The organism is Streptomyces sp. NPDC026092 (assembly GCF_040638605.1).
Classification (GTDB): Bacteria; Actinomycetota; Actinomycetes; order Streptomycetales; family Streptomycetaceae; genus Streptomyces.
In genome coordinates this window covers 266,216-285,896 of the sequence record NZ_JBEZYN010000002.1, presented here as the reverse complement: position 1 = coordinate 285,896, position 19,681 = coordinate 266,216, and the positions used below count along the sequence as shown (strand labels likewise).

Below are 19,681 nucleotides of genomic sequence, written 5' to 3'. Positions count from 1 at the left end.
AGGACGCGTGAGACAGCGCGATCAGGACGCGTGAGACAGGGGAAGCGGGAACCGTGGACGTTACGTGGCCGGGCAACGAGCTCGAAGAGGTCCTCGCGGCCTCGCTCGGCAACCCCTCCGCCGGAGGCCGCCTCGTCGAGGTCCTCGGCCGGAGCCCCGTCTGGGTGCCGCTGCCCAACGGCGGCAGCCCCGAGAGCCGTGACCTCGACCTGCCCACGATGGAGATCGACGGACTCCCGTACGTCCCCGTCTTCAGCTCCGAGCAGCAGTTCCTGGCCTGCGTCGGCAGCCACATGTCGTTCACCGTCGCCCCCGCCCGGGACTTCGCCCGCGGCCTGCCCCCGCAGCTCGGCATCGCCGTGAACCCCGGCGGCACCGTCGGCGCCCCGCTGCCCCCGCCCGCCGTCGCCGAGCTCTGCCGGACCGGCCGCACCCCGCTGGACGGCCCCGCGAGCGGCGGCCGGGTCCGGCTCTTCGAGCCCGACTGGCAGGACGACCCCGTCGACTTCCTCTCCGCCGCGGCCGCCGAGTTCGAGGCCACCGGAGTCGTCCTCTCTGCCCGCCGCGCCCTCGCCAGCGTCGAGGGCACCGAACCGGCCCTCTTCGTCGGCGTCGAGCTCGTCACCTGGGACGGCGTCGACCGGAACGCCCCGCTGGACGCCCTCGGCCGCGCGCTCGGCCGGGTCGAGGTGGCCTGGCCGGTCAACCTCATCCTGCTCGACGTCGCACAGGACCCGGTCGGCGAGTGGATGCTGGAGCGGGTGCGCCCCTTCTACCAGCGGGCCTCCTGATAACTAAGCTGATGGGGTCTACGGAAGAGGGGCGGAAAACAGCGTGAGCGCGTCGGGCACCGCTGCGACCGGACAGGTCGAGCACATGCTGCGCCAGGTCACACCCGGACGCTACGAGGCGTACGAGGACCTGCTGCGCGCCCTCGCCGACGGCGGTGTCTGGATGCTGCTCTGGCAGGGCACGCCCGGCTCGTCCGACGCCCAGTACGGGAACATCGAGGTCGACGGCCTCGGGTACGCCCCCTGCGTCACCTCCGCCCAGGAGCTCGCCGCCTCCGGCTGGAACCGAGCCCACGAGGTGGTCACCGGGCGCGAGATCGCCGGCGCGCTCTTCCCCGACCGGGTGGGCATCTGGCTCAATCCGCACGACCAGAACGGCGGCGTCGGCATCCCCTGGGCCGACCTGCGCCGGATCGCCACCGGCCTCGACCGGATGCCGGCCGGACCGCTCAGGCTCTCCGAACCTGCCCTGGAGATCCCGCAGTTCTACGCCCTGCTGACCCAGAACGCCCACCGCACCCCGGCCGTACGGACGCTGCGCCGGGCCTGGGTGCATCCCGCGCTCGGCACCCCGTACCTCGCCATCGGCCTCGACCTGTACGACACCTCGGCCGCCTCGGTCGAGTCGGTGCGGGCGATGATGCGCCAGTCTGTCTCCGCCGTCCCCGACGGCCTGCCCGTCTCGACGGTCGCGATGTCGGACGCGTACGACCCCGTCGCGATGTGGCTGCGCGCCAACGCGCGCCCGTTCTACGACCGCGACGCGCACGCGGCGCCCGCGCCGCCCGCCCCGGGCTACGGCTACCCGCCGGCCGTACCGCGTACGTACTGATACGTCCGTTCCGTCGCACCAATTGACCCCTGTCACACAGGGGTTGGGTCGGATGTCCGTTCTGGCCGAATAGTGGGCGAGATGGTCCGCTGGCGCGATCACAGCGTCCGGATAACGGAAGGCAACGAACCGCATCACGGTTGCGCAAACATTCCCCGTCAGGTCTGGCGGGTGATCGCGACCACATTGAAGACTCCCCGGAACACCGGGCGTTCGGCCTCCTGGCCGGTGCCCCGCAGTTGTTCCACCAAGCCGCTACCCGCGGCGGGCAAGGGCCGGCTACCGGCGGCCGAGAGGGGTCCTCACCACGATGACGGCACCACTGCACGAGACGAGTGCGGCCGAGTCGACCGCCGCCGTCGATGCCGTGCCCCCAGCGCCGCCCGGCAAGACGATCGAGGGACGTTCCCCCTGGCAGATCGCCTGGACCCGGCTCAAGCGCGACAAGCTCGCGCTGGCCGGCGGCGCGATCGTGATCTTCCTGGTCGTCGTCGCGATCCTCGCGCCCGTCATCGTGGGTCTGCTCGGCCACCCGCCGGACGAGTTCCACGAGGACCAGATCGACCCGCTCTTCGGCACCCCGATCGGTCCCTACGGCGGCATCAGCTCCGACTTCCTGCTCGGTGTCGAGCCCGTCAACGGCCGTGACGTCTTCAGCCGGATCGTCTACGGCGCCCGGATCTCGCTCCTCGTCGCCTTCCTCGCTGCGATGTTCGCGGTCGTCCTCGGCACGATCCTCGGCATCGTCGCCGGCTACTTCGGCGGCTGGGTCGACGCGGCGCTCAGCCGCGTCATGGACGTCATGCTCGCCTTCCCGCAGCTGCTCTTCACCATCGCCCTGGTCTCCGTGCTCCCCAACGAGCTGCTCGGCTTCTCCGGTTCGGGGGTCCGCATCGGCGCGCTGGTGATCGTGATCGGCTTCTTCGGCTGGCCGTACGTCGGCCGGATCGTCCGCGGCCAGACCCTCTCGCTGCGCAACCGCGAGTACGTGGAGGCCGCCCGCTCGCTCGGCGCCGGCCGGCTCTACATCCTGCGCCGGGAGCTGCTGCCCAACCTGGTCGCCCCGATCATGGTCTACGCGACGCTCATGATCCCCACCAACATCCTCACAGAAGCGGCCCTCAGCTTCCTCGGCGCGGGTGTGAAGCCGCCCACCGCTTCCTGGGGCCAGATGCTGTCGACGGCCATCTCCACCTACGAGTCGGACCCCCTGTTCATGGTGATCCCCGGCCTCGCGATCTTCATCACCGTTCTGGCGTTCAACCTCTTCGGCGACGGCGTGCGGGACGCGCTCGACCCGAAGGCCGCTCGCTGACCGCCCGCAGACCGCCCGCACGCCCGTACAGACCCGCCCCTGCCGCTGTTGACAGGAGGCAATCAACACCGGCGGACCGCCGTAACGGCCGCCACTATTCCGGAGGTTGCGAGACCATGACTCTGAACAGCTCTTCGCGGCGCAGAATCGCCGCCGGCGCGCTGCTCGCCGCGGCCACGATGGTCGTCACCACCGCGTGTGGCGGCGGCACCGGCGACGGCAAGAGCAAGACCGGCGCACCCGGCTTCAACGCCGCGGTGAACAAGGTCGCCAACCCCTCGGACAAGAAGGGCGGCGAGCTGAAGTTCATCGGCTCGCAGGAGGCCGACTCGTGGGACCCGCAGCGCGGCTACTACGGCTTCGTGTGGGACTTCGCCCGCTACTACACGCGCCAGCTGGTCACCTTCAAGGCCGAGCCGGGCGCCGCCTCCACCGAGCTGGTCCCCGACCTCGCCACCGACGCCGGCAAGGTCTCGGAGGACGGCCTGACCTACACCTTCACGCTGAAGGACGGGGTCACCTGGGAGGACGGCAAGCCGATCACCTCCAAGGACATCAAGTACGGCATCGAGCGCATCTGGGCGCAGGACGTCATCTCCGGCGGCCCGATCTACCTCCAGCAGGTCCTCGACCCCAAGGGCGAGTACAAGGGTCCCTACAAGGACACCACCCCGGACAAGCTCGGCCTGAAGGCGATCGAGACCCCGGACGACAAGACCATCATCTTCAAGCTGCCGGTCGCCAACGGTGACTTCCTGCAGATGCTGGCCATGCCCGCCGCCTCCCCGGTCCGCCAGGACAAGGACACCAAGGCCCAGTACGGCCTGAAGCCCTTCTCCTCCGGCCCGTACAAGTGGCAGTCGTACACCCCGAACAAGTCGATGCTGCTCGTCCGCAACGACAAGTGGGACGCGAAGACGGACACCGTCCGCAAGGCGCTGCCGGACAAGATCAGCGTCAAGTTCACCACCAACGCCGACGACATGGACAACCGTCTGGTCGAGGGCGAGTACGACCTCGACCTCAACGCCACCGGTGTCGGCGCGGCGGCCCGCGCCAAGGTGCTCCAGCAGCACAAGGAGAACGCGGACAACCCGCAGACCGGCTTCATCCGCTACGCGGTCTTCCCGCAGACGGTCATCGACAACGTCGAGTGCCGCAAGGCGATCATCTACGCGGCCGACTCCAAGTCCCTGCAGACCGCCCGTGGCGGCCCGCAGGCCGGTGGCGACATCGCCTCCAACATGCTGCCGCCGGCGATCAAGGGTGCCGACCCGAAGGCCGACCCGTACGGCAAGCTGGAGGGCAAGGCGGACGTGGCCAAGGCCAAGGAGGCCCTGGCCAAGTGCGGCAAGCCGAACGGCTTCAAGACCACGATCGCGGTCCGCAACAACAAGAAGATCGAGATCGCGACCGCCGAGTCCCTCCAGCAGTCGCTGAAGGCCGTCGGCATCGACGCCCAGATCGACCAGTTCGACGGCGCCCAGACCTCCGGCATCATCGGTTCGCCGAAGGTGGTCAAGGAGAAGGGCTACGGCATCATCATCATGGGCTGGGGCGCCGACTTCCCGACCGGCCAGGGCTTCCTGCAGCCGCTCGTCGACGGCCGCTTCATCCTCCAGAGCGGTAACAACAACTTCTCGGAGCTGAACGACCCGGCCGTCAACGGCCTGTTCGACCAGGCGCTGAAGGAGACCGACCCGGTCAAGGCCGGCGAGCTCTACAAGCAGATCAACACCAAGGTCTCCGAGGCCGCGGTCTACCTGCCCTTCACGCACGAGAAGAACATCATCTGGCGCTCCTCGCGACTGACCAACGTCTACACGGCCGACGCCTACAACGGCCGCTACGACTACTCGTCGCTCGGCGTCATGAAGTAAGTCCGAGTCAATCCACCCGCTCCAACGGCGCACCACCCGCCGCTAGGTCCGAAGGGCAGGTGATGGCCGCGCACGGCGGCCGGGGGACCCGATCGGGATCCCCGGCCGCCGGTCGGCCGACCGCATGCTTGCATATCTCGTCCGACGGTTGTTCGCCGTCGTAGTGATGCTGATGGTCGTCACCCTGACGACGCTCAGCATCTTCTTCCTCATCCCCAAGATGACCGGCAGCGACCCTGCCGCGATGTTCGTCGGCAAGCAGGCGGATCCGGCTTCCATCGAAGCTGTCCGGCAGAAGCTGGGCCTGGACGAGCCGATCCTGGTGCAGTTCTGGCACTTCGTCTCCGGCATCTTCGTCGGACGTGACTACACCGGCGGTGGCAGCACCATCCACTGCGAGGCACCCTGCTTCGGCTACTCGTTCCGTACCGAGCAGGACGTCTCGACGATGCTGGTCGACGCGTTCCCCGTGACCCTCTCCATGGTCGTCGGAGCCGCCGCGCTGTGGCTGCTGATGGGCGTCACCACGGGTGTGATCTCCGCGCTGAAGCGGGGCACGGTCGTCGACCGGACCGCGATGATCACCGCGCTCGCCGGCGTCTCGCTCCCCATCTTCTTCACGGGCATGCTGTCGATGTTCGTCTTCCGCACCCAACTGGGCTGGCTCAACGCCTCGTACACGCCCATCAGCGAGTCCTTCGGCAGCTGGTTCGGCGGACTGCTGCTGCCCTGGGTCACGCTCGCGTTCCTGTACGCGGCGATGTACGCGCGACTCACCCGCGCCACCATGCTGGAGGTCCTCGGCGAGGACTACATCCGTACGGCACGCGCCAAGGGCCTGCCGGAGCGGGTCGTGCTCGGAAAGCACGCCATGCGCTCCACGATGACCCCCATCCTGACCATCTTCGGCATGGACCTCGGTGCTCTCGTCGGCGGCGCGATCCTGACCGAGAGCACCTTCAACCTCCAGGGCCTCGGCTGGATGGCCATCAAGGGAGTGACCGAGCGCGACCTGCCACTGATTCTGGCGGTCACGCTCATCACAGCGACCTGTGTCGTCATCGCCAACCTCGTGGTGGACCTTCTGTACGCGGTGATCGACCCCCGAGTGAGGCTCGCATGACGGACAAGCTGACCAAGACCGGCGCGGCCCTGGGTGAACCGGTCGCGGCCTCGAACGCCCCGTCCGACGCCTTCCTCGACGTCCGCGACCTGAAGATCCACTTCCCGACCGACGACGGCCTGGTCAAGTCCGTCGACGGGCTCAGCTTCCAGCTGGAGAAGGGCAAGACCCTCGGCATCGTGGGCGAGTCCGGCTCCGGCAAGTCGGTGACCTCGCTCGGCATCATGGGCCTGCACACCGTCGGCCAGTACGGCCGGCAGAAGGCCCGGATCTCCGGCGAGATCTGGCTGAACGGCCGCGAGCTGCTCACGGCCGACCCCGAAGAGGTCCGCAAGCTGCGCGGCCGCGACATGGCGATGATCTTCCAGGACCCGCTGTCCGCGATGCACCCGTACTACACGGTCGGCGCGCAGATCTCGGAGGCGTACCGGGTCCACCACCCGGTCGACAAGAAGACCGCGAAGAAGCGGGCCGTCGAACTCCTCGACCGGGTCGGCATCCCCGAGCCGGCCAAGCGCTTCTCGAACTACCCGCACGAGTTCTCCGGCGGTATGCGCCAGCGCGCGATGATCGCGATGGCGCTGGTCAACAACCCCGAACTGCTCATCGCGGACGAGCCGACGACGGCCCTCGACGTCACGGTCCAGGCGCAGATCCTGGACCTGATCCGGGACCTGCAGAAGGAGTTCGGCTCCGCGGTCGTCATCATCACGCACGACCTCGGCGTCGTCGCCGAGGTCGCCGACGACATCCTCGTGATGTACGGCGGCCGGTGCGTGGAGCGCGGACCGGCCGAGTCGGTCTTCTACGAGCCGCAGCACCCCTACACCTGGGGCCTGCTCGGCTCGATGCCGCGGATCGACCGCGAGCAGACCGAACGCCTGATCCCGGTCAAGGGCAACCCGCCCAGCCTCATCAACGTCCCCAGCGGCTGCGCCTTCAACCCGCGCTGCCCGTACGCGGACGTGCCCAAGGGCGGCATCACGCGCACCGAGCGCCCCGAGCTGAAGGAGACGGGCAGCCGCCACTACTCCGCGTGCCACATGGAGCGCGAGGAGCGGACCCGGATCTGGACCGAAGAGATTGCGCCGAAGCTGTGAGCGACAAAGCGGTGAGCGACAACGTCGTGAGCGACAAGAAGAGCACTGAGCCCCTGCTCAAGGTCAACGGCCTGGTGAAGCACTTCCCGATCAAGAAGGGGCTGCTTCAGCGCCAGGTCGGGGCGGTCAAGGCGGTCGACGGCATCGACTTCGAGGTCTACCCGGGCGAGACGCTCGGTGTCGTCGGCGAGTCGGGCTGCGGCAAGTCGACGATGGGCCGGCTGATCACCCGGCTGCTCGAACCGACGGGCGGCACGGTCGAGTTCGAGGGCGTCGACGTCTCGCACCTCGGCGTGGCCAAGATGCGTCCGCTGCGCCGCGACATCCAGATGATCTTCCAGGACCCGTACGGTTCGCTGAACCCGCGGCACACGGTGGGCTCGATCGTCTCGGCGCCGTTCAAGCTCCAGGGCGTGGAGCCCGAGGGCGGGGTCAAGAAGGAGGTCCAGCGCCTGCTCGGCCTGGTCGGCCTGAACCCGGAGCACTACAACCGCTACCCGCACGAGTTCTCGGGCGGCCAGCGCCAGCGCATCGGCATCGCGCGGGCGCTCGCCCTCAAGCCCAAGCTGGTCGTGGCGGACGAGCCGGTCTCGGCGCTGGACGTCTCGATCCAGGCGCAGGTGGTGAACCTCCTGGACGACCTCCAGGAGGAGCTGGGCCTGACGTACGTGATCATCGCCCACGACCTGTCGGTGATCCGGCACGTCTCGGACCGGATCGCGGTCATGTACCTGGGCAAGATCGTGGAGCTGGCGGACCGCAAGTCGCTGTACGAGTCCCCGATGCACCCGTACACCCGCGCCCTGATGTCGGCGGTCCCGATCCCGGACCCCCGCCGCAAGGGCGCGAAGAGCGACCGCATCCTCCTCACCGGCGACGTCCCGTCCCCGATCGCCCCGCCGCCGGGCTGCCGCTTCCACACCCGGTGCTGGAAGGCGACGGACCTCTGCAAGACGGTCGAGCCCCCGCTCCTGGAACTCCGCCCGGGCCAGCGTGTCGCCTGCCACCACCCGGAGAACGCGGAGGGCGTGACGGTCCCCGCGGCGCGGGAGTCGGTGGAGGTCACGATCACCAAGCCGGAGCCGGAGCCGAAGCCCGCGGCTCCGGAGCCGACCGCGGAGCCCGCCGAGGGCGACGAGGCCTGACACCCGACGAGGCCCCCGCCGCCACCCGGCAGCGGGGGCCTCGCGCATGCCGGCGGCCAATGCGGGCGGCCTGGCCCTGCGGCCGGCCCCCGCCCCACCCGTCACAATGGTCGCCGTGGTTCACGATCTGTTCAGTCCCGACGTACAGCACGCCCTCGATCTCGTCGGCATCTTCGTCTTCGCCATCTCCGGCGCCCTCCTCGCCGTCCGCAAGAACTTCGACGTCTTCGGCATCGCCGTCCTCGCCGAGGTCACCGCCCTCGGCGGCGGTCTCCTCCGCGACCTGATCATCGGCGCCGTACCCCCGGCCGCCTTCACCGATCTCGGCTACTTCCTCATGCCGCTCGTCGCCACCGTGCTCGTCTTCTTCCTCCACCCCGAGGTCGAGCGCACCCAGACCGCCGTCAACGTCTTCGACGCCGCGGGCCTCGGCCTCTTCGCCGTCACCGGCACCATCAAGGCGTACGAGTACGGCCTCGGCCTCACCTCCTCCGCCGCCCTGGGTCTCGCGACCGCCGTCGGCGGCGGTGTCCTGCGCGACGTGCTCGCCAACGAGGTGCCGTCCCTCCTCCGCTGGGACCGCGACCTCTACGCCGTGCCCGCCATCGTCGGCGCCACGACGGTCGTGCTCTGCATCCGCTTCGAGGCCCTCAACGCGTACACCAGCGGCGCCGCCGTCCTCATGGCCTTCGTGCTCCGTCTCCTCGCCATGCGCTACCACTGGCGCGCGCCCCGCGCCTGGAACCGCCGGTCCTCCGCCCGCGAGGAGCCAGAAAAAGCTACCGCTCAGTAGCCTCCTGCGGTACCGTCGGAACCATGAGCACGAGCATCGAGACGATGGCGGAGACGACGACGGTCAGCGAGTTCGACCGCGACACCGCCGTCACCCTCCGCGCCCCCGGCGTGTACGACGCCGACCTCTCCGCCGGCTGGACGATCATCAGCGCCGTCAACGGCGGCTACCTCCTCGCCCTGCTCGGCCGCGCCCTCGGCGACCACCTCCCGCATCCGGACCCGTTCACGATCTCGGCGCACTACCTCACGCCGTCCGTGCCCGGCCCGGCGGTGATCCGCACCGAGACCGTCCGCACCGGCCGCACCCTCTCCACCGGCCAGGCCTCCCTCTTCCAGTACGCCGAGGACGGCACCGAGGTCGAGCGCATCCGGGTCCTCGCCTCCTACGGCGACCTCGACGCGCTCACCGACGACGTCCGCACCACCGCCACGCCGCCCGCCTTCGCCCCCATCGAGCAGTGCTTCGGCACCGGCGACGGCCCCCGGCCGCCGATCCCCGGCTCCAGCGCCATCACCGACCGCCTCGCCCTCAAGCTCGACCCGGCCACCGTCGGCTGGGCGATCGGCGCGCCCTCCGGCAAGGGCGAGATGCGCGCCTGGTTCGCCCTCGCCGACGGCCGCGAGCCCGACGCGCTCTCCCTGCTCCTCACCGTCGACGCGCTCCCGCCGACCTCCTTCGAGCTGGGCCTCAAGGGCTGGACCCCGACCGTCGAGCTGACGACCCACGTCCGCTGCCGCCCGGCCCCCGGCCCGCTGCGGGTCTCCATCACCACCCGTAACCTCGCCGGCGGCTTCCTGGAGGAGGACGCCGAGGTCTGGGACAGCGCGGACCGCCTGGTCGCCCAGTCCCGCCAACTCGCCCGCGCCCCGCGCGGCTAGGGCCCCTGGGGGGTGTCCGCGCCTGCGGCTACCGTGAGCCGGTGAAGTCCGACCGGCTCCTCTCCCTCCTTCTGCTGCTCCAGACCCGGGGACTGGTCCCCGCAACCGAGCTCGCCGAGCGCCTTGAGGTCTCCGTACGCACCATCTACCGGGACGTCGAGGCGCTCTCCGCGTCCGGCGTCCCCGTCTACGCCGAACGCGGCCGGCACGGCGGCATCACCCTGCTCCCCGGCTTCCGCACGGACGTCACGGGGCTCACCGCCGACGAGTCCCGCGCCCTGTTCGTCCTCGCCGCGCAGGGCGCGCACGCCGCGCTCGGCCTGGACCGGGCCCTCGGCTCGGCCCTCCGCAAGGTCATGGCCGCTCTCCCGGAACCCCATCGGCCCGCCGCCGAACTGACGAGCCGCCGGATCCTCGTCGACCCCGACCGCTGGATGCGCACCCCTCAGGCGGCCGTGGACCTCGACGTCCTCAACCGGGCCGTCTTCGCCGACCGGCGTGTACGGCTCCAGTACCGCAGCGGCGGGGCGCCCGCCCCGAAGGCGTACACGGTCGACCCGTACGGACTCGTCGTGAAGGCGGGCGTCTGGTACCTGGTCGCCGACCGGGACGGCGAGCCCCGGCTCTTCCGCGCCGACCGCGTCCACCTCGCCGAACTCCTCGACGACCCGGTCCGGCGCCGGGACGGGGTCGAGCTCGCCGACGTGTGGGAGGTGCTCCGCCTCCGCGTCGAGGCCCGACCCGCCGAGATCCGGGTCCGCGCCCAGGTCCACCGCGACCGCCTCGACCGCTTCCTGCGGCTGCACGGCGACCGCCTGACGGCCGCACCGGGGCGGCCGGCCCCGGATGCGGACCCGAATTCGGACTCGGAGCCGGCCCTGGACGAGGAGTGGACCGAGGTCGAACTCGCCTTCCATCAACCGGGCGACACCCGCCCCCTCCTGGCGATGGGCGGCAGCCTGGAGGTCCTGGACCCGCCGGAGATCCGTACGCTCCTCGCGCGGGCGGCGGCGGAGATCGTCGCGCTCTACCCGGACGCGTGAGGACCCGGGAGGACCCGCGAGGCTCCGGGAAGCGGTGGCGTGGACAGGCCAGGCGGCAGACGTGCGCGAGCGCCCTCGTAGAATCGAGAAATCATGGCTTACCTCGACCACGCCGCGACCACGCCGATGCTCCCCGAGGCGATCGAGGCGATGACCGCCCACCTCGCCGTCACGGGCAACGCCTCCTCCCTGCACGCGGCCGGGCGGCGCGCCCGGCGGACCGTCGAGGAGGCCCGCGAGACCCTCGCCGCCGCCCTGGGCGCACGACCCAGCGAGGTCGTCTTCACCTCCGGCGGCACCGAGGCCGACAACCTCGCCGTCAAGGGCCTGTACTGGGCCCGCCGCGACGCCGACCCGGCCCGCACCCGCGTCCTCGCCAGTCCCGTCGAGCACCACGCCGTCCTCGACGCCGTCGACTGGCTCGCCACGCACGAGGGCGCCACCGTCGAGTACCTCCCGGTCGACCGGTACGGCCGGGTCCACCCGGACGCGCTGCGCGAGGCGATCGCGCGCGAGCCGGAGACCGTCGCGCTTGCCACCGTCATGTGGGCGAACAACGAGATCGGCACGATCATGCCGGTACGCGAACTCGCCGACGTCGCCCGCGAGTTCGGCGTCCCCCTGCACTCCGACGCGGTCCAGGCCTTCGGCCAGGTCCCGGTCGACTTCGCCGACTCCGGGCTCGCCGCCCTGACCGTCTCCGGTCACAAGATCGGCGGCCCCTACGGCATCGGCGCGCTGCTCCTCGGCCGTGAGTACAGCCCGGTCCCCGTGCTGCACGGCGGCGGCCAGGAGCGCCACGTCCGGTCCGGCACCCTGGACGCGCCCGCCATCGCCGCGTTCGCCGTCGCCGGCCGGCTCGCCGCCGAGCGCCGCGAGGAGTACGCGCGCGAGGTCGGCGCCCTCCGCGACAAGCTGGTGGCGGCCGTCCGCGCCGCGGTCCCGGACGCGATCCTCGGCGGCGACCCGGACGACCGGCTCCCCGCCAACGCGCACTTCACCTTCCCCGGCTGCGAGGGCGACTCCCTGCTCCTGCTCCTCGACGCCCAGGACATCGAGTGCTCGACCGGCTCCGCCTGCACCGCCGGCGTCGCCCAGCCCAGCCACGTCCTGCTCGCCACCGGCACCGACCCGGACCTCGCCCGCGGAACCCTCCGCTTCACCCTCGGCCACACCTCCACCGAAGCGGACGTGGCAGCCGTAGCCGAGGCCATCGGGCCGGCGGTGGAACGGGCGAGGACCGCGGGCCTGGTCTAGCTCGCCCTCCGGTCACGCCGGCTTCTTCGAAGCCTCCCGGACCAGCTTCATGTAGCGGTCCCAGTCCCAGTGCGGGCCGGGGTCCGTGTGGTCGGTGCCCGGGACCTCGACGTGGCCGATGATGTGCTTCCGGTCGACGGGTATGTCGTAGCGCGCGCAGATGCCCGCCGTCAGCCGGGCCGAGGACGCGTACATGGCCGCCGTGAAGTCCTGCGGGCGGTCGACGAAGCCCTCGTGCTCGATGCCGACGCTCCGCTCGTTCATGTCCCGGCTCCCGGCGTGGAAGGCCACGTCGAGCTCGCGGATCATCTGCGCCACATGGCCGTCCTTGCGGACGACGTAGTGCGTGGCGGCGCCGTGCCCCGGGTTCTTGAAGACCTTCAGAGCGGTCGCGTAACTGCCCTGGACGACGTGGATCACGACCCGGTCGATCGTGAAGTCGGCCGGGCGGTCGGCCCGCCGCCAGTTCGCCCGGGACGCCGCCGTCCAGTCCGCGCCCTTGTGGTCGAGCTCGCCCTCGACCCGGGCCTGCTCCGTGCCGGGCAGCCGCCACCAGGCGCGCGCCAGCTCGTCGCGGGCCAGCGCCGCCGTACCGAGGACGGCCGCGCCGCCGCCGAGCAGGACGGCTCGCCGCCCCACCCCCCGCTTCTTGTTCTCGCTCCCCATGTCCAGAACAACGCTTACTCACGCGACCCTGGTTCCCGGGCCCCGTACCCTGGTAGGGCTATGACTGAGACTTCCCAGCGGACCGAGACCCCCCAGCGCCGCCTCCGTGTCCTTGCCGCCATGTCGGGAGGCGTCGACTCCGCCGTCGCCGCCGCCAGGGCCGCCGAAGCCGGGCACGACGTCACCGGCGTCCACCTCGCGCTCTCCGCGAACCCGCAGTCCTTCCGTACGGGTGCGCGCGGCTGCTGCACCATCGAGGACTCCCGGGACGCCCGCAGGGCCGCCGACGTCATCGGCATCCCCTTCTACGTCTGGGACCTCGCCGAGCGCTTCCGCGAGGACGTCGTGGACGACTTCGTCGCGGAGTACGAAGCGGGCCGCACGCCCAACCCCTGCCTGCGCTGCAACGAGAAGATCAAGTTCGCGGCGCTGCTCGACAAGGCGCTCGCCCTCGGCTTCGACGCGGTCTGCACCGGCCACTACGCCACGGTCGTCCTGAACGAGGACGGCACGCGCGAGCTGCACCGGGCCTCCGACATGGCCAAGGACCAGTCGTACGTCCTCGGTGTCCTGGACGAGAAGCAGCTCGCCCACGCGATGTTCCCGCTCGGCGACACCCTCACCACCAAGGACGAGATCCGGGCGGAGGCGGAGCGGCGCGGGCTCGCGGTGGCGAAGAAGCCCGACAGCCACGACATCTGCTTCATCGCCGACGGCGACACCCAGGGCTTCCTGGCCTCCCGGCTCGGCAAGGCGGAGGGCGACATCGTCGACGAGTCCGGGGAGAAGGTCGGCACCCACGAGGGCGCGTACGGCTTCACCATCGGCCAGCGCAAGGGCCTGCGGATCGGCCACCCGGCGCCGGACGGCAAGCCGCGCTACGTCCTGGACATCTCGCCCGTCAGCAACACGGTCACGGTCGGCCCGGTCGAGGCGCTCGACGTCACCGGCCTGGGCGCGATCAAGCCCCGCTGGTGCGGCACGGCCCCCGAGGGCTCCGGCCGCTACACCGCCCAGCTGCGCGCCCACGGCGGCGAGACCCCGGTCACGGCCGCCCTGGCGGACGGCGAGCTGACGGTCACCTTCGACGAGCCGGTCCGGGGCGTGGCCCCGGGGCAGGCGATCGTGCTGTACGACGGCACGCGCGTGGTGGGCTCGGCGACGATCGCGACGACGGTACGGGCGACGACGCCCGCGACGGCCTAGGTCGTGTCCGGAAAGTCTGGCCTGGCTCGCGACGCCCGGCACGCACTCCCCCAAGCTCTTCGAGCAGGGGGAACCCCCACGCTGCGTTGCCGACATGCCCACGTAGCTCCGCTACGAGGGCATCCCGGCGCCTTGCGATCGCACGCACCGGACGCCGCGAGCCCCGCCCTTCGGGCGGACGACCATACTGTCCGGACACTCCCTAGGGCCTGAGACGCTGTGACGGCCTGAGGCTTGCCAGGACGGCCTCGCTACTCCTCCTCGTAGAAGCCCTCCAGGACCGGCGCCAGGACGTGCGGGGCCACCTCGTGCGTCTGGCCCGTCAGGGTGCGGTGGCGGCCCCGGGGGAGGGCCGTCGAGACCGCCACGGCCGCCCGGCGCGTCCGGGACGGGCTCGCGCCGCCGTCCACGACCAGCACGCGCGCGTGGACCCGCCCGAGCCGCGCGGCCGCCTCCGCCGAGAACGGCGGCTCGAAGACCGAGAGCCGCTCCACCGGCAGCCCGGCGGCCACCGCCGCGAGCGCGAGCGCCCCGCCGGACCCGATCCCGTGCACGAAGGCCTTGCCGCCCACCTCGTCGATCAGCGCCGCCAGGTCCTCGATCTCCTCCTGTTCCACCCCCGACTCCCGCCGGTCGTACGTGACGATCGCGTACCGGGGTGCCAGGAGATCGGCCAGGGGCTGCCCGCTCTCGGCCGTGCACGGGGCGCCGCTCACCAGGATCACCGGCGTCCCCTCCCCGCGCAGCTCGTACGCGATCGTCGTCCCGTCCGCGGAGCGCACCCGCCCCCGGACGCCGCCCCATGTGCCGCTCGTCTCGTCCATGGCAGTGCTGACCGATCCCCTGCGCCGAACTCATCGGTGGGGCACGGAAATTCCGGGAAAATCTTGAGAGCGGGGGTCCGGAGGCACCCGCCAGGCGCGCGTTACCGTGGGCGCCATGAACATCTGCGTCTTCCTCTCCGCCGCCGACCTCGACGAGCGCTACACCGCCCCCGCCCGCGACTTCGCCGAGCGCCTCGGCAAGGCGGGCCACACCCTCGTGTGGGGCGGCTCGGACTCCGGTCTGATGAAGGTCGTCGCGGACGGGGTGCAGGAGGCGGGCGGCCGGCTCGTCGGCGTCTCCGTCGACTTCCTCGCCGCCAAGGCCCGCCCGGGCGCGGACCAGATGGTCTTCGCCAAGGACCTCGCCGAGCGCAAGGCCCTGCTTCTGGCCAAGTCGGACGCGATCGTGATCATGGTCGGCGGCACCGGCACCCTCGACGAGGCCACCGAGGTCCTGGAGCTGCGGAAGCACGGCAAGCACACGAACCCCGTGGTCCTGCTGAACACGGCCGGGTTCTACGACGGCCTGAAGGCCCAGTTCCACCGCATGGAGGCCGAGGGCTTCCTCCCCCTTCCCCTCACCGACCTGGTCTTCTTCGCCGAGGACGGCGTGTCCGCTCTCGCCCACCTGGAGGAGTCCGTCCGCGCCCGGTGATGCGAGCATGGGTCCCATGGCTACTCATGTGATCACCGGGGCGGGTTCCGGCATCGGCGCGGCGGTCGCCCGCCGGCTCCACGCGCGCGGGGACGACCTCGTGCTCCACGCGCGCGACGCCGGACGGGCCAAGGAGCTCGCCGCCGAGTTCCCCGGCGCCCGGACGCTCGTCGGCGACCTCGCCGACCCCGACCGGCTCTCCTGGGCCTTCTCGCACCAGAGCCTGCCCGAACGGGTCGACACGCTCCTGCACATCGCGGGCGTGGTCGACCTCGGGCCGGTCGGCGACCTCACCCCCAAGACCTGGCGCCACCAGCTCAACGTCAACCTGATCGCCCCCGCCGAACTGACCCGGCACTTCCTGCCCCAGCTGCGGGTCTCCCAGGGCCACGTGGTCTTCGTCAACTCCGGCGCCGGGCTGAACGCGCACGCCGAGTGGAGCGCCTACGCCGCCTCCAAGCACGGCCTGAAGGCCCTCGCCGACTCCCTGCGCCACGAGGAGCACGCCAACGGGGTGCGGGTCACCTCGGTCTACCCGGGTCGCACCGCGAGCCCCATGCAGGCGAAGGTCCACTCCCAGGAGGGCAAGGAGTACGACCCCTCCCGCTGGATCGACCCCGAGTCGGTCGCGACCGCGATCCTGACGGCCGTCGATCTCCCGCGCGACGCGGAGATCAACGACCTGACGGTCCGTCCGGGACGATAGGGACGCCGGAACAGTGACCGAGACCAGCGAGACCCACGCGTTCGTCTGGGGGCCCGCCACCGGCGTCGGCTCCCTCCCCGGCGGTGACGCCCGGGAAGCCGCCAAGACCGTCACGGGCAGCTTCGAGGACTTCCCCTTCCTCGCCGAACTGCCCGCCCGCGGACCCGGCGCCGACATGATCGGCCGCACCCTCGGGCTGCTCGTCGACCTCTACGCGCACGTGGAGCCCAGCGGCTGGCGGATCAGCGACCGGCCCGGCCGGGACACCCGGCGCGCCCGCTCCTGGCTCGGCGAGGACCTCGACGCCCTGGAGGAGTTCACCCAGGGCTACGAAGGTCCGCTCAAGGTCCAGGCCGTGGGCCCCTGGACGCTCGCGGCCGCCCTCGAACTGCGCGGCGGCGAGGCCGCCCTCGGCGACCCCGGCGCCTGCCGGGACCTCGTGGGCTCCCTCGCCGAGGGCCTCGGCGTCCACCTCGCCGAGCTCCGCAAGCGGATCCCCGGCGCCAGGATCGCCCTCCAGCTCGACGAGCCCTCCCTCACCGCCGTCCTGCGCGGCCACGTCCGTACCGCCAGCGGCTACCGCACGTACCGGGCCGTCGACCGGCAGGTCGTCGAGAGCGCCCTGCGCGAGGTGATCGCGGTCCACGACGGCCCGGTCGTCGTCCACTCCTGCGCCCCCGACGTGCCGTTCGGGCTGCTGCGGCGGGCCGGCGTCGACGCCGTCTCGTTCGACTTCGGGCTGCTCACCGAACGTGACGAGGAGCCGATCGGCGAGGCCGTCGAGGCGGGCACCAAGCTCTTCGTGGGCGTGGTGCCGTCCACCGACACGGCATTGTCCGACCCGGGCGGTAGCGTCATGGGTGTCAGGACGCTGTGGCGCAGGCTGGGGCTGAATCCGGGGACTCTCGCCGAGTCCGTCGTGGTCACCCCGACGTGCGGGCTCGCGGGCGCTTCGCCCGCCTACGCCCGCGCGGCCCTCGCCCACTGTGCCCGGGCGGCGAGATCGCTCGCGGACAACCCTGAGTGACGGGGTCTGAGGCAACGGGAGGACGAGTAACGGTGGCAGTCGAACAGGGGGCCCTGCCCGCCGCGGCACGGGAGCAGCACGCGGAGCTGGCCGAGCAGGTCGAGGAGCACCGCTTCCGGTACTACGTGAAGGACCAGCCGGTCATCAGCGACGGCGAGTTCGACAAGCTTCTGCGCGCCCTGGAGGCGCTGGAGGAGGAGTACCCCGAGCTGCGCACGCCGGACTCGCCCACGCAGAAGGTCTCCGGGGACTACGAGACGGGCCTGGCGAAGGTCGACCACCGCGAGCGGATGTACTCGCTGGACAACGCCTTCGACGACGCCGAGCTCGCGGCCTGGGCCGAGCGGATCGCCAAGGACGTCGGCACGTCCGCCTACCACTTCCTGTGCGAGCTCAAGGTCGACGGCCTGGCGATCAACCTGACGTACGAGAAGGGCCGGCTCACCCGCGCGGCGACCCGGGGCACCGGCGTCACCGGCGAGGACATCACGCCCAACGCCCGTACCATCCACGGCATTCCGGAGCGGCTGTCCGGTGACCGCGTCCCCGATCTCGTGGAGATCCGGGGCGAGGTCTACTTCCCGATGGAGGCCTTCGCCGACCTCAACGCCCGCCGGGTGGCGGCCGGTGAGCAGCCGTACGCCAACCCGCGCAACTCCGCCTCCGGTTCGCTGCGGCAGAAGGACCCGCGGGTCACGGCCACGCTCCCCCTCCGCATGGTCGTCCACGGCATCGGCGCCCGTGAGGGCTTCGCCATCGACCGGCTCAGCGAGGCGTACGAGCTGCTGCGCGAGTGGGGCCTGCCGACCGCCCGGCACAACAAGGTGGTGGACTCCCTCGAGGCGGTACGGGAGTTCATCGCGTACTTCGGTGAGAACCGGCACTCCGTGGAGCACGAGATCGACGGGGTCGTCGTGAAGCTGGACGAGATTCCGCTCCAGGGCCGGCTCGGCTCCACCGCGCGCGCCCCGCGCTGGGCGATCGCCTGGAAGTACGCGCCGGAGGAGGTCAACACCAAGCTCGTCGACATCAAGGTCGGCGTCGGCCGGACCGGCCGGGTCACGCCGTACGCGCAGGTCGAGCCGGTGACGGTGGCCGGGTCCGAGGTCGAGTTCGCCACCCTCCACAACCAGGAGGTCGTGAAGGCCAAGGGCGTGCTCATCGGCGACACGGTCGTGCTGCGCAAGGCCGGTGACGTCATCCCGGAGATCCTCGGCCCGGTCGCCGACCTGCGGGACGGCACCGAGCGGGAGTTCGTGATGCCCGCCGAGTGCCCCGAGTGCGGGACGCCGCTGCGGGCCATGAAGGAGGGCGACATCGATCTGCGCTGCCCGAACGCGCGGACGTGCCCCGCCCAGCTGCGGGAGCGGCTCTTCTATCTGGCCGGCCGCGAGTGCCTGGACATCGAGAACTTCGGCTCGGTGGCCGCCGCCGCGCTCACCCGCCCGCTGGAGCCGTCCGAGCCTCCGCTTCTCGACGAGGGCGATCTCTTCGACCTCACCATCGAGCGGCTGCTGCCGATCAAGGCGTACGTCCTCGACCCGGACAGCGGGCTGCCCAAGCGGGACCCGAAGACCGGCGAGGAGAAGGTCGTCACGGTCTTCGCCAACCAGAAGGGCGAGCCGAAGAAGAACGCGCTTGCCATGCTGGCCAACATCGAGGCGGCCAAGACCCGTCCGCTGGCCCGGTTCCTCAACGGGCTCTCGATCCGGCACGTGGGCCCGGTCGCCGCCCAGGCGCTCGCCCGCGAATTCCGCTCCCTGGAGCGGATCGAGCAGGCGACCGAACAGGAGCTCGCCGACGTCGACGGGGTCGGCGGGATCATCGCCGCCGCCGTGAAGGACTGGTTCTCCGAGGAGTGGCACCGCGAGATCGTGCGCAAGTGGCGCGCCGCCGGGGTGCTCCTCGAGGACGAGGGCGCGGGCGAGGACGAGGGGCCGCGTCCGCTGGAGGGGCTCACGGTCGTCGTCACCGGCACGCTGCAGAACTTCACCAGGGATGGCGCAAAAGAGTCGCTCCAGAGCCGCGGTGCGAAGGTGACAGGTTCCGTTTCGAAGAAGACCGACTTCGTCGTCGTGGGCGAGAACCCCGGATCCAAGTACGACAAGGCGATGCAGCTGAAGGTTCCGGTTCTGGACGAGGACGGCTTTGCCGTCCTGCTCGAACAGGGGCCCGAAGCCGCTCGGGAGGCGGCCGTCCCGGCCGAGGCGTAGCCCGGGTGACGCCGACGGGAAGCCCTGTCGGCGTCACCCGTTCGGCGCATACCAGATCGTTACGGGTGGGCAGGTCGCATTCGGGCAAGAGATGGAGAGCGCTGCCCGTCGGAGCCCTCCGCGGCCTACTGTTGAGACCGTGCGTCTGTCGCGCGGCCGAGTGGGCTCTGCCGGCCGTGGCGGCATGACAACGGCCCACCGCGTTGCGACGGCACCGCCGGCTG

At 71.3% G+C, this 19,681-nt stretch carries 18 protein-coding genes; 16 read left to right on the top strand and 2 right to left on the bottom strand.

What is annotated here, in order from left to right; translation table 11 throughout:
* Positions 1-53 precede the first annotated feature (53 nt).
* From AB0F56_RS03930 to AB0F56_RS03880, 11 genes are all read left to right on the top strand, one after another.
* Positions 54-791, top strand: coding sequence for an enhanced serine sensitivity protein SseB (locus AB0F56_RS03930; protein ID WP_362003613.1), 738 nt, complete (start codon positions 54-56; stop codon positions 789-791).
* A gap of 43 nt (positions 792-834) precedes the next feature.
* On the top strand, positions 835-1,623 hold the full coding sequence (locus AB0F56_RS03925) for an enhanced serine sensitivity protein SseB C-terminal domain-containing protein (protein WP_362003612.1): 789 nt from the start codon (positions 835-837) through the stop codon (positions 1,621-1,623).
* A gap of 310 nt (positions 1,624-1,933) precedes the next feature.
* Positions 1,934-2,938, top strand: coding sequence for an ABC transporter permease (locus AB0F56_RS03920; protein WP_362003610.1), 1,005 nt, complete (start codon positions 1,934-1,936; stop codon positions 2,936-2,938).
* A 116-nt stretch (positions 2,939-3,054) separates the two neighbouring features.
* Positions 3,055-4,818: an ABC transporter substrate-binding protein gene (locus AB0F56_RS03915; RefSeq protein WP_362003608.1), complete on the top strand. Its 1,764-nt coding sequence runs from the start codon at positions 3,055-3,057 to the stop codon at positions 4,816-4,818.
* A 124-nt stretch (positions 4,819-4,942) separates the two neighbouring features.
* Positions 4,943-5,941 (top strand): ABC transporter permease, encoded by a 999-nt coding sequence (locus AB0F56_RS03910; protein ID WP_362003606.1) that lies wholly within the window; start codon positions 4,943-4,945, stop codon positions 5,939-5,941.
* Positions 5,938-7,041, top strand: coding sequence for an ABC transporter ATP-binding protein (locus tag AB0F56_RS03905; RefSeq protein ID WP_362003604.1), 1,104 nt, complete (start codon positions 5,938-5,940; stop codon positions 7,039-7,041). The genes AB0F56_RS03910 and AB0F56_RS03905 overlap by 4 nt, the downstream gene beginning before the upstream one ends.
* Positions 7,042-7,052: 11 nt before the next feature.
* On the top strand, positions 7,053-8,186 hold the full coding sequence (locus tag AB0F56_RS03900) for a dipeptide ABC transporter ATP-binding protein (RefSeq protein WP_362003603.1): 1,134 nt from the start codon (positions 7,053-7,055) through the stop codon (positions 8,184-8,186).
* 115 nt (positions 8,187-8,301) lie between these two features.
* Entirely contained in the window at positions 8,302-8,979 is a 678-nt protein-coding gene (locus AB0F56_RS03895; RefSeq protein ID WP_362003601.1) for a trimeric intracellular cation channel family protein, read from the top strand.
* A 44-nt stretch (positions 8,980-9,023) separates the two neighbouring features.
* A complete protein-coding gene (locus AB0F56_RS03890) occupies positions 9,024-9,860 on the top strand; it encodes a thioesterase family protein (RefSeq protein WP_362004033.1) in 837 nt (278 codons plus the stop codon).
* Between the two features lie 41 nt (positions 9,861-9,901).
* Entirely contained in the window at positions 9,902-10,903 is a 1,002-nt protein-coding gene (locus AB0F56_RS03885; RefSeq protein ID WP_362003600.1) for a WYL domain-containing protein, read from the top strand.
* Between the two features lie 93 nt (positions 10,904-10,996).
* Entirely contained in the window at positions 10,997-12,160 is a 1,164-nt protein-coding gene (locus AB0F56_RS03880; RefSeq protein ID WP_362003599.1) for a cysteine desulfurase family protein, read from the top strand.
* Between the two features lie 12 nt (positions 12,161-12,172).
* Here AB0F56_RS03880 and AB0F56_RS03875 read toward each other — a convergent pair whose 3' ends face one another.
* Entirely contained in the window at positions 12,173-12,826 is a 654-nt protein-coding gene (locus tag AB0F56_RS03875) for an N-acetylmuramoyl-L-alanine amidase (RefSeq protein WP_362003597.1), read from the bottom strand.
* A 60-nt stretch (positions 12,827-12,886) separates the two neighbouring features.
* On the opposite strand from AB0F56_RS03875, the gene mnmA reads away from it, so the two are divergent.
* On the top strand, positions 12,887-14,032 hold the full coding sequence (gene mnmA / locus AB0F56_RS03870; protein WP_362003595.1) for a tRNA 2-thiouridine(34) synthase MnmA: 1,146 nt from the start codon (positions 12,887-12,889) through the stop codon (positions 14,030-14,032).
* Between the two features lie 251 nt (positions 14,033-14,283).
* On the opposite strand, the gene AB0F56_RS03865 is transcribed toward mnmA, so the two are convergent.
* Complete coding sequence (locus AB0F56_RS03865) at positions 14,284-14,856, bottom strand: alpha/beta fold hydrolase (protein WP_362003593.1); 573 nt, start codon at positions 14,854-14,856, stop codon at positions 14,284-14,286.
* 115 nt (positions 14,857-14,971) lie between these two features.
* Here AB0F56_RS03865 and AB0F56_RS03860 point away from each other — a divergent pair, with 115 nt between their 5' ends.
* From AB0F56_RS03860 to ligA, 4 genes are read left to right on the top strand one after another with little or no spacing between them, the layout of a single operon-like run.
* Positions 14,972-15,511 (top strand): TIGR00730 family Rossman fold protein, encoded by a 540-nt coding sequence (locus AB0F56_RS03860; RefSeq protein ID WP_362003591.1) that lies wholly within the window; start codon positions 14,972-14,974, stop codon positions 15,509-15,511.
* 7 nt (positions 15,512-15,518) lie between these two features.
* Entirely contained in the window at positions 15,519-16,217 is a 699-nt protein-coding gene (locus tag AB0F56_RS03855; RefSeq protein ID WP_362003589.1) for an SDR family oxidoreductase, read from the top strand.
* 13 nt (positions 16,218-16,230) lie between these two features.
* The gene (locus tag AB0F56_RS03850; protein WP_362003587.1) at positions 16,231-17,244 is read left to right on the top strand and encodes a methionine synthase; all 1,014 of its coding nucleotides are present in this window, start codon (positions 16,231-16,233) and stop codon (positions 17,242-17,244) included.
* Between the two features lie 32 nt (positions 17,245-17,276).
* Positions 17,277-19,457: an NAD-dependent DNA ligase LigA gene (gene ligA / locus AB0F56_RS03845; protein ID WP_362003586.1), complete on the top strand. Its 2,181-nt coding sequence runs from the start codon at positions 17,277-17,279 to the stop codon at positions 19,455-19,457.
* Positions 19,458-19,681: the final 224 nt, after the last annotated feature.